Source organism: Roseovarius sp., from assembly GCF_018066915.1.
Classification (GTDB): domain Bacteria; phylum Pseudomonadota; class Alphaproteobacteria; order Rhodobacterales; family Rhodobacteraceae; genus Roseovarius.
On sequence record NZ_JAGPVV010000033.1, the window covers coordinates 1 to 18,705 of the forward strand.

Sequence of the window (18,705 nt, forward strand, 5' to 3'; positions counted from 1 at the left end):
GCGCGCCAGTGTCGAGCACGGGCACGTTCTTGTAGAGCTTGCCGACGAACTCAGCCGGATCGAGCCCGTTCTGTTCGGCATAGCCCCATGCGGCGAGGAAGTTCCAGCGCGCGCCACCCGAAGTCTTGGGGTTGGGGGTCACGACTGCCACGCCCTCGCCGATCAGGTCATCCCAGTCTTTGATGCCCTTGGGGTTGCCGTCGCGCACCAGAAACACGATGGTTGACGTATAAGGCGAGGAATTGTGCTCCAACCGCGATTGCCAATCGGCGGGGATTTTTCCGGTGCTTTCCGCAATCTTGTCGATATCGGCGGACAGCGCCAGCGTCACCACCTGCGCTTCGAGCCCGTCGATCACCGCGCGCGCCTGTGCGCCAGCACCACCATGCGATTGCTGGATGGTCACGGGCGCATTGCCCTGCGCGGTCCACCATTCGTTGAAAAGCTCGTTGTATTCACGGTAAAATTCGCGGGTCGGGTCGTAAGAAACGTTGAGGATATTGACGCCGTCCTGCGCCTTGGCCACGCCTGTCCCGACCGGGCTAAGTAAGAGACCAAGTGCGGCGACCGTCGCCACCAACCCATTACGAAGACTGCGCTGGCCCAAAAGTCGTGCGCCGATATCGGCCACCACGCGCCGGGTTTCTACGGCCCGCCCGACAAGCCGCTTGGTGCCTGCCTCGATCTCGATGCGACCATCGCCAAGGCTCCGGATGAATTTGCCCTGCGCCTGCGCATAAGCGCCCTGTTGGATCGTGCGATACATGGGTGTCTCCTTTGCTCAACCCCGTGTCCAAATCTCGTGTCAGACGGGCGGGCCGGGGAACATGCAACCACTCACTCTGGGGCGGTTCCGGGCTGACGCCGTCTGACACGTTAATAACGACAGAGTTAGTCGAGTATTGCAAAGGAAAAATCACGCCCATTTTGATCGTGATTAGAGAATCCTATTCTCCGGCGGCGCGGGCGGCGTCAGAAAAGCGCGCTAAGGGGTCGGCATCCTGTTGCAAATCGGCCAGCGTCAGGGACTCGATCATCAGGATATAAGTTGCGTAAAACCCGCCAAAGACGGCGCGCACGCGGCAGGTTTGCTCATCCTTGCAGTCTTCGCACCGACGATAGGCACGGCGCGAGAGGCACGGCAGCGGTGCCATAGGACCGTCAATTAGGCGCAGCACCTCTGCGATCGAGATGTGGCGCGCCTCCTTGATCAACTCATAGCCGCCATTGCGCCCGCGCCTGCTCCCGATCAGCCCCGCACGCTTGAGATCAAGCAGGATATGCTCCAGGAATCGCTTGGGCGCACCGGAACGCTCTGCGATTTCCTCAATCCTCAACGCCTCGCCTGTGTCCGCCTTTTCATCGGCCAGAACCATGAGCGACTTGAGAGCATATTTTGTCTTGTGGGTGATCATTTGCGGTATGTGGCCTTGGAAAGTGCGACTAACAAGGTCAACTTTATCAGGATGTGCGCGAAAGGCGAGACCTGAGGCCTGTTCGCGACAATAAATCATACGCAAGGCGAGCAGGCCGCGCTCTTGGGGTCTGCCTGAACGTCCTGATGTGCCGCCTGCCGCCGTGTTGGCCTGGCGCGCGACGAACCTCTTTGGCTTGGAAAAGTCGCACGCCACCAGTCGGCCTCTGCCATGGCCGATGCGCACCCGGACCACGCGACCTTTGTCACCGGGATGCGTGCCCAATCCCGCCTCAGACCTCAATCTTCTCGCTCAGGGGACACCGATCAGATGCCATTGCTGCGGTGCGCGGATAGGCTCCACGGTTGCGATGTCCTTCATGTGCATATTTGCAATGCTGGTTGCTGCGGAGGGACAGACAAGGCTTGTTTCACCCGTCCTCGTGCGCGGGATGACCCCAGCCGTCAAAGATTGGCTTTTCTCCAGATGCGCCGCAAGCGCGGCTGATCTGATGTGCGACGCCCATTACCGGGACTTTTGCGCTCTCTTACCCCTTACTCGATCAAATGCGCGGCCCTGACCGCGATATCGTCGAGTCCCTTGCCCCCAGCGTCCACGAAGGCGCGCAATTGCTGACGCATCCTCGGTTCCCAGTAATCGGTCAGATGGGCGGCGACGCGAGCGGCTTGATCGGTGCCCGGCTGGGTCTTGAAGAAGGTGGCAATCTGGTTGGCCATATGGACCATTTTCTCAGGCGACATCGGGAACCTCGTGGGGAATGCGATGGGGGTGGGAATAGAGATCAAAGCCGCCGCCACGCGCAAAGGCGGCAAGGGTGATGCCTGCACCTTCGGCCAGACGCAGCGCATGGGCGGTGGGGGCAGAGACCGCAATTAACACGCCGCACCCGGCCATGGCGCATTTCTGCACCAGTTCGACCGAGAGCCGGCTTGTCATCACCATGGCACCGCCCGACGGATCAATCCCCGCCCGCCAGAGCGCGCCGATGAGCTTGTCGAGCGCGTTGTGCCGCCCCACATCCTCGCGCGCCAGGATCAGGCCTATTCCGGGGAGAATGAAGCCCGCAGCATGAGTGGCACGGGTCAGATCATGCAGCGGTTGGCACGCCCCGAGCGCCTCGGCCGCGCGGGCAATCTCTTGCGCGGCAAAACTCGGGGCGGCATGGGCCACGGAGGGCACCGGGCGCACCGCCTCTGCGAGGCTGTCGATACCGCAGAGACCACAGCCCACCGGCCCCGCCATATAGCGCCGCCGCGCCACGAGCGCCTGATGCCAGTCGCCCCGCAGCCAAAACCGCGCCTCTATGCCCTCGCCGTGTTCCGCAATCTCAAAGCCCTCGATCTGCGTCAGATTGGTCACGATCCCCTCGGTCAGAGCAAAGCCATGCGCAAAATCGGCAATATCGGCTGGCGTTGCCATCATCACTGCCTGGGTCGTGCCATCAAAGACAAAGGCCACCGGCACCTCATCGGGCAAGGCGCGGGTGATGCAGCGCACCCCCTCGCCCTGCACCGAGAGGCCCGGACGGCTCTGGGTGGGAGAAAAGCCCATCGCCGTCACTCTGCCGCAGGAAGGATGCGCCGCGCCTGTGCGGCCTGCGCGGCATAATCCTCCTGCCAGTCGGTCGGCCCGTTCGACAGGCTGACCTGAACCGCTGTCACCTTGTATTCGGGACAATTCGTGGCCCAATCGGAATAGTCGGTGGTGATCACATTGGCCTGCGTATCGGGGTGATGAAAGGTGGTATAGACCACACCGGGGCTGACGCGATCGGTCAGCTTGGCGCGCAGCGTCGTCTCACCAGCACGGCTGGCCAGCCGCACCCAATCGCCCTCCTTCAGGCCTCGCACCTCGGCATCATGCGGGTGGATCTCCAGCACATCCTCTTCGTGCCAAACCACGTTCGCGGTGCGCCTTGTCTGTGCACCAACGTTGTATTGGCTCAAGATGCGCCCGGTGGTCAGCAAGAGCGGGAAACGCGGGCCGGTCTTTTCATCCGTCGCCACATATTCGGTGACGATGAACCGCCCCTTGCCGCGCATGAACCCATCCACATGCATCAGCGGCGTGCCCTCGGGATGTGCCTCGTTGCACGGCCATTGCACGCTGCCTTTCTCTTCGAGCAGGGCATAATCCACCCCCGCGAAAGAGGGCGTGGTGGCCGCGATTTCCTCCATGATCCGCGCCGGGTGGGCATAGGTCCACCCCGCCCCCATGGCATTGGCGAGCATTTGCGTTACCTCCCAATCGGCATAGCCGTTGAGCGGCGGGATCACCTTGCGCACGCGGTTGATACGGCGCTCGGCGTTGGTGAACGTGCCGTCCTTTTCCAGAAAGGTCGATCCGGGCAGGAAGACATGCGCGTAATTCGCGGTTTCGTTGAGAAAGAGGTCATGCACGATGACACAGTCCATCGCCGCCAGACCCGCCGCCACGTGTTTGGTATCGGGGTCCGATTGCAGAATGTCCTCACCCTGACAATAGAGGCCCTTGAACGTGCCATCGACGGCGGCGTCGAGCATATTGGGGATGCGCAGGCCCGGTTCTGCGTCAATCTGGACGCCCCAGGCCTCTTCAAAGATTGCGCGCACCTCGGGGCCTTTGACATGGCGATAACCGGGCAGCTCATGCGGGAAAGACCCCATGTCGCACGACCCCTGCACATTGTTCTGGCCGCGCAGCGGGTTCACCCCCACGCCGGGCCGCCCGATATTGCCGGTGAGCATGGCAAGGTTGGCGATGCCCATGACCGTGGTGGAGCCTTGGCTATGTTCAGTCACACCCAACCCGTAATAGATTGCGCCATTGCCGCCGGTGGCATAAAGGCGGGCGGCCGCGCGCAGTTCTGCCGGATCGACACCGGTCAGCATAGAGGTTGCTTCGGGCGAATGGCGCGGATTGCTGATGAACTCGGCATAATGCTGGAATTCGTCCCAGTCACATCGCGCGCGGATGAACGCCTCATCCATCAGCCCCTCGGTCACGATCACATGCGCGATTGCACTGACCACCGCCACATTGGTGCCGGGTCGCAGGGGCAGGTGATGCGCGGCGGCGATATGTGGCGTTTTCACCAGATCAATCCGGCGCGGGTCGATCACGATCAGCTTGGCCCCGGCGCGTACCCGCTTCTTGAGGCGGCTCGCAAAGACCGGGTGGCCATCCGTGGGATTGGCCCCGATCACTACCACGACATCGGTATGCTCGACGCTATCAAAATCCTGCGTGCCAGCACTTGTGCCAAAGGTCTGGCCCAGACCGTAGCCGGTGGGCGAATGACAAACGCGCGCGCAGGTATCGGTGTTGTTGTTACCAAAGACTGCGCGCGCCAGTTTCTGCACCAGATAAGTTTCTTCGTTGGTGCAGCGGCTTGAGGTAATCACGCCGATGGATTTCTTGCCATATTGCGCCTGAAGACCGCGCAGACGGTTGGCGGCAAAACTGAGCGCCTCGTCCCAGTCGACCTCGCGCCAGGGATCACTGATGCGCTCGCGGATCATCGGTTTCAAGATGCGGTCCTTGTGATGCGCATAGCCATAGGCGAACCGGCCCTTGACGCAGCTATGGCCGCGATTGGCCTTGCCGTGCTTGTAGGGCACCATACGCACCAGCGTGTCGCCATTCATCTCGGCCTTGAAGGAACAGCCCACACCGCAATAGGCGCAGGTGGTCACGACCGACCGGTCGGGCGTGCCCAACTCAATGATGGATTTTTCCTGAAGCGTCGCGGTGGGGCAGGCCTGCACGCAGGCGCCGCAGCTTACACAATCGGAACTCAGGAAATCATCGTCCGCCCCGCCCGCCTTGACCCGACTGTCAAAACCACGGCCTTGAATCGTCAGCGCAAAGGTACCCTGCACCTCTTCGCAGGCGCGCACACAACGGTTGCAGACGATGCATTTGCTGGGATCATAGCTGAAATAGGGGTTGCTGTCGTCCTTGGGCAACCATTCCGGATTGGCCTCGCCGCTGGTGTTGCGGGCCTCGAAATGGTTGACCATGCCGCCATTTTCCGGAGCCGCATAGCGCACATCCCGCAGACCGACCGCACCGGCCATATCCTGTAATTCGCAATCGCCATTGGCCGAACAAGTCAGGCAATCGAGCGGGTGGTCAGAAATGTAAAGCTCCATCACGCCGCGCCGGATCTTGCGTACCTTGGCTGATCCGGTGTGGACCACCATACCGGGGGTCACAGGCGTGGTGCAGGAGGCGGGCGTGCCGCGCCGCCCCTCGATTTCCACCACGCAAAGGCGGCACGAGCCGAAGGCCTCGAGATTGTCCGAAGCACAGAGTTTGGGGATGGAAATCCCCGCCTCCGCCGCCGCGCGCAACACCGATGTGCCCTCGGGCACAGTTACCGCGACACCGTCAATCTCCAATGTCACTGGCGCGCCGGTTTTGGCGGATGTGCCCATGTCACGGTCATTTGGAATGATGAAGTCTTTCATTCGGCAGCCTCCTTTTGGGTGGCGAAATCATTTGGAAAATGGGTGAGCGCGGACATCACCGGAAAGGGCGTGAACCCGCCAAGCGCGCAGAGTGAGCCATCTTTCATGGTTTCGCAGAGATCGGTCAAAAGCGGGATGGCCGATCTGTCGCCTGCCGCGATGCGGTCGATTGTCTCGACTCCGCGCACCGCGCCGATCCGGCATGGTGTGCATTTGCCACAGCTTTCCACCGCGCAGAATTCCATCGCGAAACGCGCCATTTGCAGCATGTCGGCGCTATCGTCGAACACCACCAGCCCAGCATGACCCAAGAGCCCGCCCTTGGCGTCAAGCTCTTCATAGCCAAGCGGCACATCGAAATTACCGACCGGCACATAGGCGCCAAGCGGCCCGCCCACCTGCACCGCCTTGACCGGGCGACCGGTCATGGTGCCGCCGCCCAGATCATTGACCACCTCACCCAAGGTGATGCCAAAGGCCGTCTCGAACAGACCCCCGCGCGCCACATTGCCTGCAATTTGCAGGGTGACGGTGCCACGCGACCGGCCCAGCCCGAAATCGGCGTAATACTCCGCACCCTTCTCGAAAATCACGGGCACAGTGGCAAGGCTGATGACGTTGTTGACGACCGTGGGCCGCCCAAGGAACCCTTCCAGCGCCGGAAGCGGCGGTTTGGCGCGAACCACGCCGCGCTTGCCTTCGAGCGAGTTCAAGAGTGCTGTTTCCTCGCCGCAGACATAGGCCCCGGCCCCCACGCGGATTTCCATGTCAAACGTGCGACCAGAGCCAAGCACATCCGCGCCCAGCACCCCTGCCCCGCGCGCAATCTCGACCGCGCGACGCATAACCGCGATGGCATCAGGGTATTCCGAGCGCAGATAGACATAGCCGCGTGTCGCCCCCACGGCCAAGCCCGCAATCGCCATACCTTCGATCAGGGTAAAGGGATCACCTTCCATGATCATCCGGTCGGCGAAGGTGCCGCTGTCGCCCTCATCGGCGTTGCAGACAATGTATTTCTGCGGGGCGTCGGCGTCATGCACCGTCTTCCACTTGATGCCCGTGGGAAATCCCGCACCACCCCGCCCGCGCAGCCCCGATTGGGTGACTTCGGCGACGATCTCAGCCCCGCTCATGGCAATCGCCCGGCGCAAGCCGATCAGCCCGCCATGCGCTGCGTAATCCGCCAGATCGAGCGGATCAATCAGGCCCACACGCGCAAAGGTCAGGCGCGTCTGCCGCTTCATCCAGTCCAGGTCTTCGACCGGGCCAAGTGCCTTGGCGCTACTGCCATCCAGAATCCCCGCGACATCGCCCACCGTCGCCGGGCCATAGCCGTGGCGGGCCCCGTCGATCTCGACCTCCACCAACGGTTCCAGCCAGATCATGCCACGCGTGCCGGTGCGGATGATCTCGGCCTCGGGGGCGGCAGCGCGGATCGCGGCGACCACCTTTTCGGCCCCAAGCGCCTTGGCGGCGCTGTCCATGGGAATGTATATCTTCATGCGCCCGCCTCCGCCAAAAGGGCGTCCATCCGGGCACCGTCCAACCGGCCAACCACACGATCATCCAGCATCACCGCAGGGGCGCAGGCGCAGAGGCCAAGGCAATAGACCGGCTCGACCGTCACCGCGCCATTGGCGGTGGTGCCGTGCCACGCAAGACCCAGTTTCTTTAATGTCGCCTCAGCCAAGGCCGCACCACCCACTGCCTGACAGGCCTCGGCTCGGCAGATTTTCAGCACATGCCGACCCGCGGGATTGGCGCGAAAATCGTGGTAAAAGCTGATGACACCGTGCAGTTCCGCCCGGCTGATATTCAACGCCTCGGCAATCGGGCGATGCGCCGTCTCGGGGATATGGCCAAAGGCGTGCTGTATTGCGTGCAAGATCGGCAGAAGCGGCCCTTCAAGATGCATATGCTCTGTCAGGATAGCGTCAATGTCATCCGGGGTGGGTGTGGTCATGGCTGGCCTCTCGCGGTTGCTGAGGCCAGTCAATCAGGTTTCATCATGCCGTATCAATATCGTTATTCGGTTGTTCAATAGGTATGTCCTATCAAGCCTCAGCACCAAGCCGCCGCGCCTCACGCAAGAGGCTCTCCAGAACGGGCGTATGCGGCTCCCGCCAGGGTGCCACAAGGCCCACCGAATGTGCGGGTTCTGTCCCAACCAGCGGGATCAGGTCCACGTTTTTGCCGCTGGCATGGAACCGTGCGGCGTCCTCAGGCAGGACTGTAACCCACCCCCCCGCCTCGACCGTGGCCATCAGAACGACGGTCGAATTCGACTCGATCCATGCCTCTGGCGTCACTTCGACGGCGGCGAAATTACGATTGATGATCCGGCGGTTCTGCATGTCGGGCGTCAGCAGACAGAGCCGCTCACCAGCCAGTTCATCCCATCCCACGCTTTTGCTCCCGGCAAAATGCGCGCCCTTGGCGCAGACCAGCATGTAGCGCTCTTCATAAAGCGGCTCCATGCTGACGCGGCCCATCGGCTCATTGTCGAGATAGGAAATACCGGCGTCGATCTCGAGGTTGTCGAGCATCGACAGGATCTCGATCGAGGTGCGCGACAGGATCGTGAACCGCACCTTGGGATGCTTGGCGTTAAAGCGGTGGCAGAGGCGCGCCGCCCAAGTCAACGCTGTAGGGATGGCCGCAATGCGCAACTGACCAGACAGGCCATGCCGCTTGGCGCGCATTTCCTCGCGCAATTGCCGCGCGTCCCCAACAATCCGCCGCGCCCAGACCAGTGTCGCCTGCCCTTCGGGTGTCAGGCCACCATAGCGCGAGCCGCGAAAGATGAGCTGCACGCCCAACTGTTCCTCAAGCTGTTTGATCCCCGCCGAGAGCGACGGTTGCGTGATCCCGATCCGCACTGCCGCACGGCCAAAATGCGCCTCTTGCACCACCGCAATGAACATCTCAAGCTTGTCGATCATGATTGCCCAATCTATTGAAACCACGTTTTTCAATAGAAATCACGAATGATGCTGCGGCTGCAAGTCTGCCGTATCCGCCCCGCTAGAAACCAATCGCAAGAGGCTGGCCCACGGCATTCGAAGCAAAGACCCCCTGCCACCCAGATACAGAAGCGATCGGGGGTTCCCCCGCCTTGTCACAGGGCCTGAGCGTCCAGTTTGATCAAGCGGTCGCGATCAGGCGCGGGCATCTTCAAGGATCATCTGCGCCGCCTTTTCGGCGATCATCACCGTGGGGGAATTGGTGTTGCCCGACGTGATCGTGGGCATGATCGAGGCATCGGCGATGCGCAGCCGCCCGAGGCCGTTCAACCGCAGGCGCGGATCGACCACCGCAGCCTCATCCACGCCCATCCGGCAGGTGCCCACCGGGTGAAAGATCGTGGTGCCTATATCGCCCGCGGCGCGGATCAGGTCCTCGCGGGTTTGATAGTCGGGGCCGGGTCGGTACTCCTCGGGGTGAAACTTCGCAAAGGCCGGTTGCGCCACGATCCTGCGGGTCAATTGGATGGCGCGCGCCGCCACATCCCGATCCGCCTCTGCCGAGAGGTAATTGGGCCGGATCGCGGGGGCTGCGCGGAAATCGGGTGCTGTCACATGCACGCTGCCCCGGCTCTCGGGGCGCAGGTTGCACACGCTCGCGGTCATCGCCGGGAACGGATGGACCGGATCGCCGAATTTATCGAGGCTGACGGGTTGGACGTGGTATTGCAGGTCGGGCGTTTCCTTTTCCGGACCTGAGCGGGTGAAAATGCCCAACTGGCTGGGGGCCATCGACATCGGGCCGGAACGCGTCAGCAGATATTCCAGACCGATCCCCAGCTTGCCGCGCAGGCTGCTGGCCTTTTCATTCAAGGTCGGCACGCCATGCACTTTGTAGACAAGGCGCAATTGAAGATGGTCCTGAAGATTGCTGCCCACCTGCGGCACCTCGACCACAGGCGAGATGCCCGCGTTCTGGAGCACCGCGCCATTGCCAATACCCGAAAGCTCGAGCAGCGCCGGAGAGCCGATGGCGCCTGCGCAAAGCACGGTCTCGCGGGCGGCATGGGCGCTGATGCGACGGCCCTCGTGATGATAGACGACGCCCTTGACCTCGCCCTCCTCAACGATCAGCCGCTCGGCCTGTGCGCCGGTCAGGATATGCAGGTTCTTGCGGCTCTTGGCCGGGCGGAGAAAGGCCTTGGACGTGCTCCAGCGAATGCCCGAGCGTTGGTTGACCTCGAAATAGCCGCCCCCCTCATTGTCACCCGAATTGAAATCATCGGTACGTGGGATGCCCGCCTGTTCGGCGGCCTCGAGGAAACTGTCCAGCACCTGCCACCGCACACGGGTTTTCTCGACCCGCCACTCGCCCCCTGCCCCATGCAGGTCGCTGCTTCCGGCGTGATGATCCTCGGCGCGACGAAAGAGCGGCAACACATCGTCCCAGCCCCAGCCGGTGCAGCCCATCTGTGCCCATTGGTCATAATCGCGGCTCTGCCCGCGCATGTAGATCATGCCATTGATCGACGAGCAGCCCCCCAGCACCTTGCCGCGCGGATAGAGCAGCGAGCGGCCATTCAACCCCGGCTCAGCCTCGGTGCGAAAGCGCCAGTCGGTGCGCGGATTGTCGATGCAATAGAGGTATCCGACGGGAATGTGAATCCAGTGGTAATTGTCGCGCCCCCCCGCCTCGAGCAAAAGAACGCGGGTTGCGGGATCAGCCGACAGACGATTGGCAAGCACGCAGCCCGCGCTGCCTGCGCCGATCACGATGTAATCATATTGATCCATGCACCTTCTCCATTCCCTGCCGCGTTACGACAGGAGTCAGTGGACCGCGCCACAGCCGGTCTCTCTTAGATCGGAAATGGGCCGGGCCGTTGATCGCAGCCCGGCCCGTAGGTTAATTTTCCGGGTTGAAGCCCAGACGCCGCCCCAGTCGCGAGGCGTAGAATTCGCCCACAAGGCCCCGGCGGAACAGCATCACGCAAACCATGAACACCACGCCGGTGATGATCGTCACAGGGAAATCCGAGGTGGCCAGATAATTCTGCAAGGTCACGACAATACCCGCACCAAAGATTGGCCCGATCAGCGTGCCAATGCCGCCCAGCAGGGTCATCAGGATCACCTCGCCCGACATTTGCCATGTGACATCGGTCAGCGTCGCGAACTGGAACACCAGTGCTTTGATCCCGCCTGCAAGGCCGGTCAAAGCCGCCGACATCACAAATGCCGCCAACTTGTAGCGCGCCACCGAATAGCCAAGCGAGGTGGCGCGGCTCTCATTTTCGCGGATCGACTTGAGGATCATGCCAAACGGCGAATTGACGATCCGCCAGATGATCAGCATGCCCAAGAGGAACACGCCCAGCACAAAATAATACATGTTGGTCGCATCCGAGAGGTCGATAAAGCCGAACAGCTCGCCGCGCGGCACCGACTGGATACCGTCCTCACCCTTGGTGAACCCCGCCTGCAGGCAGAAGAAAAAGAACATCTGGCTGAGCGCGAGCGTGATCATAGCGAAATAGATGCCCTGACGGCGAATGGCGATCGCCCCCATGATCAGACCAAGCCCCGCCGCACCGACAACGCCCAACAGGATGCCAAGTTCCGGGGCCCAGCCCCATTCCTTGACCGCATGGGCCGTGAAATAGGCCGCTCCGCCGAAAAAGGCGGAATGACCGAAACTGAGCAAGCCGGTGTAGCCCAAGAGCAGGTTGAACGCGGCCGCAAATAGGGCGAAACACAGCAGCTTCATCACGAAGATCGGATAGAGGTAGAAAGGCGCCACCAAAAGGAGGGCCAGAGCGATCAGCAAAAGCACGATCCGCACGGCGCCCGCATTGGGCAGGCTCGTGATGGTTTCGGTTACCACGGGTTCAGATTTGCCTGCCATGTCACGCATCCTTTCCGAACAGACCTGCGGGACGCAGGATGAGGACAATCGCCATGATGACGAAAACCACGATGTTTGAGGCCTCGGGATAAAAGACCTTGGTCAGACCCTCAGCGATGCCCAGCATATACCCTGTCACGATAGCCCCCAGGATGGACCCCATCCCCCCCACGACCACCACCGCAAAGACGATGATGATGATGTTCGAGCCCATCAGCGGGCTGACCTGATAGATCGGGGCCGCCAGAACCCCGGCAAAGGCCGCAAGTGCCGCCCCAAGACCATAGGTAAAGGTCAGCAAGAGCGGCACATTGACCCCAAAGCTCTGCACGAGGGTCGGGTTTTCCGTCGCCGCCCGCAGGTAAGAGCCGAGTTTCGTCTTTTCGATCAACAGCCAGACGGCGATGCAGACGATCAACGAGGCCACCACGACCCAACCGCGATAGATTGGCAGGAACATAAAGCCAAGATTGACCCCCCCGGCGAGCGCCTCTGGGGTCGGATAGGGCTGACCCGCAGCGCCATAGATGTAGCGAAAGGTGCCTTCGATGGTCAGCGCGAGGCCAAAGGTAAAGAGCAGGCCATAGAGATGATCGAGCTTGTAGAGACGCGACAAGAGCGTGCGTTCGACCACCGCGCCGGCCAGACCGACGAGGACCGGGGCAAGGATCAAAGCGCCCCAATACCCCAACCCAAGCCAGAGCGACAGCAGATAGGCCGCGAAGGCGCCCAGCATGTATTGCGCCCCATGCGCAAAGTTGATCACCCGCAAGAGACCAAAGATCACCGCAAGACCAAGGCTGAGCAGCGCGTAGAACGAGCCATTGATGAGCCCGACCAGAAGCTGCCCGAAGAGGGCGGCCGTGGGCACTCCGAATATCGTTATCATGTCACACTCCCAGAGCTTGGTTCAGGTCTTCACGGCGCGCCTCAAGGTCGCCCACGGGGAATTCCATCGCCATCTGTCCGTGATCCATCAGGTAAAAGCGGTCTGCGACCCGGCTGGCAAAGCGAAAGTTCTGTTCGACCAGCACCACCGTCATGCCCCGGCTCTTGAGTTCGGTCAGCACCTCGCCAATGGCGTCGATGATGACCGGGGCCAGACCTTCGGTTGGCTCGTCCAGAAGCAGGCAGCGCGCGCCGGTGCGCAGGATACGGGCCATCGCCAGCATCTGCTGCTCGCCACCCGAAAGCTTGGTGCCGGGACTGTTGCGCCGCTCCTTGAGGTTGGGAAAGAGGCGAAAGATTTCGTCGACCGTCATGCCCCCGTCGGCCACCTTGGGCGGCAGCATCAGGTTTTCCTCGACGTTCAACGTCGCAAAGATGCCGCGCTCTTCGGGGACAAAGCCCAGACCGGTATGAGCCGTGCGATGCAGCGGCATCGTCATCAGGTCCTGTCCGGCAAACTGCATCTGTCCTGTGCGCTTGCGCAGAATACCCATGATGGTGCGCAGCGTGGTTGTCTTGCCCATGCCGTTGCGCCCGAGAATACAGATGGTCTCGCCTTCGTTCACATGCAGGTTCACGCCGTGCAAAATATGGCTCTCGCCATACCAGGCATGCAGGTCCGTGACCTTCAACAGTGGTTCGCTCATGCCTCGCTCCCCATGTAGGCGCTGCGCACGACCGGGTCTTGCGAGACGCTGTCGTAATCGCCCTCGGCGATGATCTCGCCCCGTTGCAGCACGGTGACGTGGTGACAGATGTCAGCCACCACCGACAGATTATGCTCGACCATCAGCACCGCACGGTGCCGCGCCACATCGCGGATGATATCCGCCACCAGCTTGACATCCTCGCGGCCCATGCCGGCCATCGGCTCATCGAGCAGAAGGACCTCGGGATCGAGCGCAAGCGTCGTTGCAATCTCCAGCACACGTTTGCGCCCATAGGACAAATCCGCTGCGCGCGTATCACGATACTCGCTCAGACCCAGATCGTCGATCAACACGTCTGCCCGAGCGTTCAGGCGATCCAGCGCCGACATCGGCAGCCAGAATTGCGTGGCCAGATTGTTGGGCCGTTGCAGCGCCACGCGCACGTTTTCCAGCACCGTCAGATGCGGAAAGACGGCGGAAATCTGGAAAGACCGGACAAGACCCATCCGGGCCACGCGGTCAGGTTTCATTTTTGTTATATCCGCCCCGAGCAGGGTGATCTTGCCCCGGGTGGGTTGCAGGAACTTGGTCAGCAGGTTGAACACCGTCGTCTTGCCAGCACCGTTCGGGCCGATCAGCGCATGGATGCGCGCGTGCTGCACGTCGAGATCGACGTTGTTTACGGCGGTGAACCCCGAGAAGTCCTTACCAAGGCCGCGGGCGGAAAGTACCACCCGCGGCTGGTCCTGCTTGGTCACAGGCTGTGCGTTCATCGACCTGAGATGCCTTACTGCGTCACGAGCGGGCAGCCGCTCTCGGCAGGTTTGATATAGGCCACATCGCCGGGGATCGTCGAGAGGACGTTGTAATAGTCCCACGGCTCGGTGATCTGGTCAGGCGCTTTGACTTCCATCAGGTAGACGTCTTTGATCATGCGACCGTTCGGTGCCACGACACCGTTCTCAGCAAAAAGATCCTGCACGGGCAGCTCTTTCAGCTTGGCCGCCACGGCTTCGGTCTCATCGGTGCCCGCAGCTTCGATCGCCTTGAGATACGAAGTCACGGCCGAATAGGTCGCGGCATGGATCATGTTCGGCATCGCCTGCGTGCGCTCGAAGAAACGCTTGCCGAATTCGCGCGAGGCGTCGGTGCGGTTCCAGTAAAAGCTCTCGGTCAGGGTCAGACCCTGAGCCGCCTCTGCGCCGAGGCCGTGCACTTCGGATAGGGTGAAGAGCAGCGCCGCAAGACGCTGGCCACCTTGCACGATCCCGAACTCAGCCGCCTGCTTGATGGCGTTCTGCGTATCGGCCCCGGCATTGGCCAGACCGATCACCTTGGCACCAGAGGCCTGCGCCTGAAGCAGGAACGACGAGAAGTCGGTCGAGGCCAGCGGGTGACGGACGGCACCCACCACTTCACCGCCATTCGCCTTGACGAAATTGCCGGTGTTCTCTTCCAGCGAGTAGCCAAAGGCGTAGTCGGCGGTCAGGAAATACCAGCTATCGCCACCCTGCTCCACGAGCGCACCGCCGGTGCCCACGGCCAGTGCGTGCGTGTCATAGGCCCAGTGGAACCCGTAGGGCGAGCACTGTGCGCCGGTCAATTCGGTCGTGGCAGCGCCGGTTGTGATGGTGATCTTGTTGGCCTCTTTCGACAGGGCCTGAACCGCAAGAGCGACCGAAGAGGTGGTCAGCTCCATGATGCTGTCGACCTGCTCGGTGTCATACCACTGACGCGCAATGTTCGACGCGATGTCGGCCTTGTTCTGGTGGTCGGCGGTGGTCACTTCGACCGGTGCGCCCAGCACGGTGCCGCCGAAATCTTCGACCGCCATCAGGGCAGCCTCATAGGAATAGCGGCCGCCAAAGTTGGCATAGACGCCGGACTGATCGTTCAGAATGCCGATCTTGACCTTGTCGTCGCTGACTTGTGCCAGCGCAGGCGCAGCCATCAGACCAATTGCCGCCGCGGATGTAAGCAGTTTACGCATGAGTATCCTCCCAAACCAACCTTCGACTGCAACACCCGCTCGACGGGCGCTCAGAAGGTTGCGTCATCATTTCAATTCTAGTCTCCGACCGCCTCCCCAGACGTATCGGTGCCCTAGTGATACAGGTTTTAGAGTTTGACACAACAGTTCACTAATATCTAATTTCATACACTATCTGTACGAAAATGAACAGGCGAGCGGTATGGCGCATCTGACATGGGATGATCTGCAATTCTTTCTGGCGGTTGCGCGCGAAGGCCAACTCTCGCGCGCGGCGCGACAGTTGCAGACAAGCCATGTGACTGTTTCCCGCCGGATTGACCGGCTCGAGGCGGGTCTTGACCTGCGCCTCTTTGAACGCAATCCGCGGGGTTATGAGCTGACCAGCAATGGGCGGCGGCTGGTGGAAACCGCAGAGCGCATGGAGGAAGAGGCAGAGCGCCTCTTGCTGGACCTCACCGGCGACATCCGCGCGCAGCGGGGGCTGCTGCGGGTGGCCATGCCCGAGGGGTTCGCGAGCTTCTTCAGCGAGAGCCTGCTGCCGGAGTTCATGGACAAATTCCCCAACATCGCGCTGGAGTTGATCACCCTGCCGCAGGTCATGTCGCTCTCGCGTCGCGAGGCGGATCTCTCTGTCACGCTCGATCCGACCAAGGCGTCGCCCTATCACTCGGAAAAGATCGTGGATTATGCGCTCCGGGTTTATGGCGCGCGCGCGTATTTGCAGAGCCGCGCCGCGATCACCACGCCCGAACATCTGCTCGACCATCCCTTTGCGGGATATATCGAGGATATGATCTTTGCCCGCGGGCTGGATTATCTGGGGGATGTGCACCCCAAGATCAGGCCGGTGTTCAAAAGTTCTTCTATTTTCAACCAGTTAGCTGCGGTGCGTGCGGGGCTGTGCCTCTGCGTGCTGCCCTGTTATATCGCGCGGCATTACGGCGATCTGGTGCCGGTTCTGCCCTCAGAAATCACGATTCTGCGCAGTTATTGGCTGACTTGCCACCGCGATGTGCGCGCTATGCTGCGCGAACGGGCGGTGATGGAGTTCATCAAGACGCGGATGCAGACGCGGCGCGAATATCTCTTGCCCTAAAAGGGGTTGGGGGCCTAACCGCGGAGGGTGCCGGGGGCTTGGGCGAGATACCAGCGGTAGGCGTCTTCGATCCCGTCGCGCAGGTCGATGCGGGCGCGCCAGCCCATGTCGGCGAGCCGCGAGACATCCATCAGCTTGCGCATCGTGCCGTCGGGTTTGCTGGGGTCCGTGGTGATTTTCCCTTGGAATCCAGTCACTTCGGCCACCATCTGCGCCAATTCGAGGATCGAGACATCGGTGCCGGAGCCGACGTTGATGTGGCTCAGCATCGCTTGGGTGTTGGCCGCATACACCTCTTTTGGCAGGTCGAGGACGAAGAGGCTGGCCTCGGCCATGTCATCGACATGCAGGAATTCGCGGCGGGGTTTGCCGCTGCCCCAGATCGTAACCTCGGCCCGTCCCTCTTGTGCCGCCTCGTGAAAACGGCGGATAAGTGCCGGTAAAACATGGGAATTTTCCGGGTGGAAGTTGTCGCCGGGGCCGTAGAGATTGGTGGGCATGACCGAGCGATAATCGGTGCCGTGCTGGCGGTTGTAACTCTCGCAGAGCTTGATGCCGGCGATCTTGGCGATGGCGTAGGGCTCGTTCGTGGGTTCGAGCACGCCGGTCAGGAGCGCGTCCTCGCGCATGGGCTGAGGCACGGCGCGGGGGTAGATGCAGCTTGACCCAAGTTGCAAGAGGCGCTGCACGCCCGCATCAAAGGCCTGATGGATCACGTTACACTCGATCATCAGATTTTCATAAATGAAATCAGCAGGATAGCTGTTGTTGGCGAGGATGCCACCGACCTTGGCAGCGGCAAGGATGACCACATCCGGCCGCTCGGATTGCATGAAATCCCGCACCATCGACTGGCTGGTCAGGTCCAATTCCGCATGGGTGCGCGTGAGCAGATCAAGCGCCTCTCCCCCCGCCTTGCGCGCCTCAAGCCGCCGCAGAATGGCCCCTCCAACCATCCCCCGATGGCCTGCGATATAGATGCGGGTCATAGAGTTTCTCCTGTAAGGTTTGTAAGGTTTGTAACCTTATTTTGTAAGGTCAGGGCCTGCCTTTTTTGACGGGTCAGAAACGTTGCCTTTCGGCTGCTTCTTCATTCTCCGGTATCTAGGTATCTCGCAAGGAACGCTTCGATTACTTTTGCTACGACAGCATCCGACACATGAGCTTGGTCCTTTTCCCAAGAAAAAGCCCTGTTAGAATTTGCAACCATTTCATAGCTTGGAAAATAGTCGACGTAATCGTGCAATTCCGCGAGCATTTGAGCGGCGCATCGCAAAGTTGCTTTTGAGTAAGTATTCGCCATCACCACGTCGTGAGAGGTAAAAGTATTTAGAAGCGGAACTGGCGAGACCGTAATTACTACCTTTGCATCTGGTACACATTCCTTAAGGCGAGAAAATGCGTGCGAAAGTGTTTCAACGGTCTCATACACGTTGACGTTCTTAAAGCCGAGCCGATCACGAATGGGCCTCATAAGGCCCGGATTAATCTGGTTAAAAGCAATCCCCGTGTCGCGATCAAACCATGTCTCTGTTAAGCCAAGTGTAAACAGGAATACCTTACAGTCGTGAATGACTTTACTCGCGCGATCTAGCTCATCCCGAACCCGATCAACTTGAGATCGTGACATGAGACCCGTATGGCTTGCTTGAGGGTCAAAATAGTTTTCTGGCGACAATGCGATTATCCCGCGATCAGGGTATTCAAGATCACCAATTCCGCGTAGAATTTCAGCCGCCATACTATTTGGATTGTACTTGTTCAAAATTGTGTTCGCAAAGCGTGGTCGCGATACGTAGACCTCTGGGTCTATTTTGATTTGAGTTGTTGGGACATCTACCCCTTCTCGCACCAGAAACTGCTCGACGTTTCGCGCAAAGCACGACCCAATTGTATACACTCGGCTATCTCTAGCGATTTTAAAGGTTGGAGTGCTCTCCACAAAGAAGAAATCCTTCCCAAAACGCGATTCGGCGCTTCGCTCACTAGGAGTGCCAGCCTTGGGATTCTGCCAAGCATTGTACTTATTCGCGATTCTATCTCGCACCGTCTCATCAAAGGGTTTCATTTCCACTCCTTTCATATAGCTGAGAACTGTTTGTTTGCGCGAGCTTCAACCCAACGTAGCAACTCGCGGTCCAGAGCAAAACGCTCATCTAGTTGACGCTGCAATGACGAACTAAGCTCAAAGAATTTTGGCTTCGAGACAGTTTGGTTGATTCTTCTTGGTTCTAAATCAGGACGCTCGAATTGCTTCGAA

The 18,705-nt window shown here is 60.5% G+C and carries 18 protein-coding genes; 1 reads left to right on the forward strand and 17 read right to left on the reverse strand.

The window, feature by feature from the left end; genetic code table 11:
* The 14 genes from KBT70_RS01805 to KBT70_RS01870 all read right to left on the reverse strand — a co-directional run.
* A partial coding sequence (locus KBT70_RS01805; RefSeq protein WP_296628079.1) for a sulfate ABC transporter substrate-binding protein occupies positions 1-766 on the reverse strand: 766 nt, incomplete at its 3' end.
* 181 nt (positions 767-947) lie between these two features.
* Positions 948-1,415 carry an Rrf2 family transcriptional regulator gene (locus KBT70_RS01810; RefSeq protein ID WP_296628082.1) on the reverse strand — a complete coding sequence of 156 codons (468 nt, stop codon included), beginning with the start codon at positions 1,413-1,415 and terminating at the stop codon, positions 948-950.
* Between the two features lie 554 nt (positions 1,416-1,969).
* Positions 1,970-2,176, reverse strand: a complete 207-nt coding sequence (locus tag KBT70_RS01815; RefSeq protein WP_296628084.1) for a formate dehydrogenase subunit delta — start codon at positions 2,174-2,176, stop codon at positions 1,970-1,972.
* Positions 2,166-2,987 (reverse strand): formate dehydrogenase accessory sulfurtransferase FdhD, encoded by an 822-nt coding sequence (fdhD, locus tag KBT70_RS01820; protein ID WP_296628086.1) that lies wholly within the window; start codon positions 2,985-2,987, stop codon positions 2,166-2,168. The genes KBT70_RS01815 and fdhD overlap by 11 nt, the downstream gene beginning before the upstream one ends.
* A gap of 5 nt (positions 2,988-2,992) precedes the next feature.
* Positions 2,993-5,887 (reverse strand): formate dehydrogenase subunit alpha, encoded by a 2,895-nt coding sequence (gene fdhF / locus KBT70_RS01825; RefSeq protein WP_296628088.1) that lies wholly within the window; start codon positions 5,885-5,887, stop codon positions 2,993-2,995.
* Positions 5,884-7,392, reverse strand: a complete 1,509-nt coding sequence (locus tag KBT70_RS01830) for an NADH-ubiquinone oxidoreductase-F iron-sulfur binding region domain-containing protein (protein ID WP_296628090.1) — start codon at positions 7,390-7,392, stop codon at positions 5,884-5,886. The genes fdhF and KBT70_RS01830 overlap by 4 nt, the downstream gene beginning before the upstream one ends.
* Positions 7,389-7,853, reverse strand: coding sequence for a formate dehydrogenase subunit gamma (locus KBT70_RS01835; RefSeq protein ID WP_296628092.1), 465 nt, complete (start codon positions 7,851-7,853; stop codon positions 7,389-7,391). Before KBT70_RS01835 ends, KBT70_RS01830 begins: the two co-directional genes overlap by 4 nt.
* 91 nt (positions 7,854-7,944) lie before the next feature.
* Positions 7,945-8,832: a LysR family transcriptional regulator gene (locus tag KBT70_RS01840; protein WP_296628094.1), complete on the reverse strand. Its 888-nt coding sequence runs from the start codon at positions 8,830-8,832 to the stop codon at positions 7,945-7,947.
* A gap of 216 nt (positions 8,833-9,048) precedes the next feature.
* A complete protein-coding gene (locus KBT70_RS01845; protein ID WP_296628095.1) occupies positions 9,049-10,647 on the reverse strand; it encodes a GMC family oxidoreductase N-terminal domain-containing protein in 1,599 nt (532 codons plus the stop codon).
* A 112-nt stretch (positions 10,648-10,759) separates the two neighbouring features.
* Entirely contained in the window at positions 10,760-11,758 is a 999-nt protein-coding gene (locus KBT70_RS01850; RefSeq protein WP_296628097.1) for a branched-chain amino acid ABC transporter permease, read from the reverse strand.
* Between the two features lies 1 nt (position 11,759).
* Positions 11,760-12,647: a branched-chain amino acid ABC transporter permease gene (locus KBT70_RS01855; RefSeq protein ID WP_296628099.1), complete on the reverse strand. Its 888-nt coding sequence runs from the start codon at positions 12,645-12,647 to the stop codon at positions 11,760-11,762.
* Between the two features lies 1 nt (position 12,648).
* On the reverse strand, positions 12,649-13,353 hold the full coding sequence (locus KBT70_RS01860; protein WP_296628101.1) for an ABC transporter ATP-binding protein: 705 nt from the start codon (positions 13,351-13,353) through the stop codon (positions 12,649-12,651).
* On the reverse strand, positions 13,350-14,129 hold the full coding sequence (locus KBT70_RS01865) for an ABC transporter ATP-binding protein (RefSeq protein ID WP_296628103.1): 780 nt from the start codon (positions 14,127-14,129) through the stop codon (positions 13,350-13,352). Before KBT70_RS01865 ends, KBT70_RS01860 begins: the two co-directional genes overlap by 4 nt.
* Positions 14,130-14,143: 14 nt before the next feature.
* Positions 14,144-15,346 carry an ABC transporter substrate-binding protein gene (locus KBT70_RS01870; protein ID WP_296628106.1) on the reverse strand — a complete coding sequence of 401 codons (1,203 nt, stop codon included), beginning with the start codon at positions 15,344-15,346 and terminating at the stop codon, positions 14,144-14,146.
* A gap of 202 nt (positions 15,347-15,548) precedes the next feature.
* Between KBT70_RS01870 and KBT70_RS01875 the strand changes: the two genes are divergently transcribed.
* Positions 15,549-16,445, forward strand: a complete 897-nt coding sequence (locus tag KBT70_RS01875; protein WP_296628108.1) for a LysR family transcriptional regulator — start codon at positions 15,549-15,551, stop codon at positions 16,443-16,445.
* Between the two features lie 14 nt (positions 16,446-16,459).
* On the opposite strand, the gene KBT70_RS01880 is transcribed toward KBT70_RS01875, so the two are convergent.
* From KBT70_RS01880 to KBT70_RS01890, 3 genes are all read right to left on the reverse strand, one after another.
* Entirely contained in the window at positions 16,460-17,434 is a 975-nt protein-coding gene (locus tag KBT70_RS01880) for a GDP-L-fucose synthase (RefSeq protein WP_296628112.1), read from the reverse strand.
* Between the two features lie 101 nt (positions 17,435-17,535).
* Positions 17,536-18,513 (reverse strand): GSCFA domain-containing protein, encoded by a 978-nt coding sequence (locus tag KBT70_RS01885; RefSeq protein WP_296628115.1) that lies wholly within the window; start codon positions 18,511-18,513, stop codon positions 17,536-17,538.
* Positions 18,514-18,524: 11 nt separating this feature from the next.
* Positions 18,525-18,705: hypothetical protein (locus tag KBT70_RS01890; RefSeq protein WP_296628117.1), on the reverse strand; the 181-nt coding region annotated here is incomplete at its 5' end.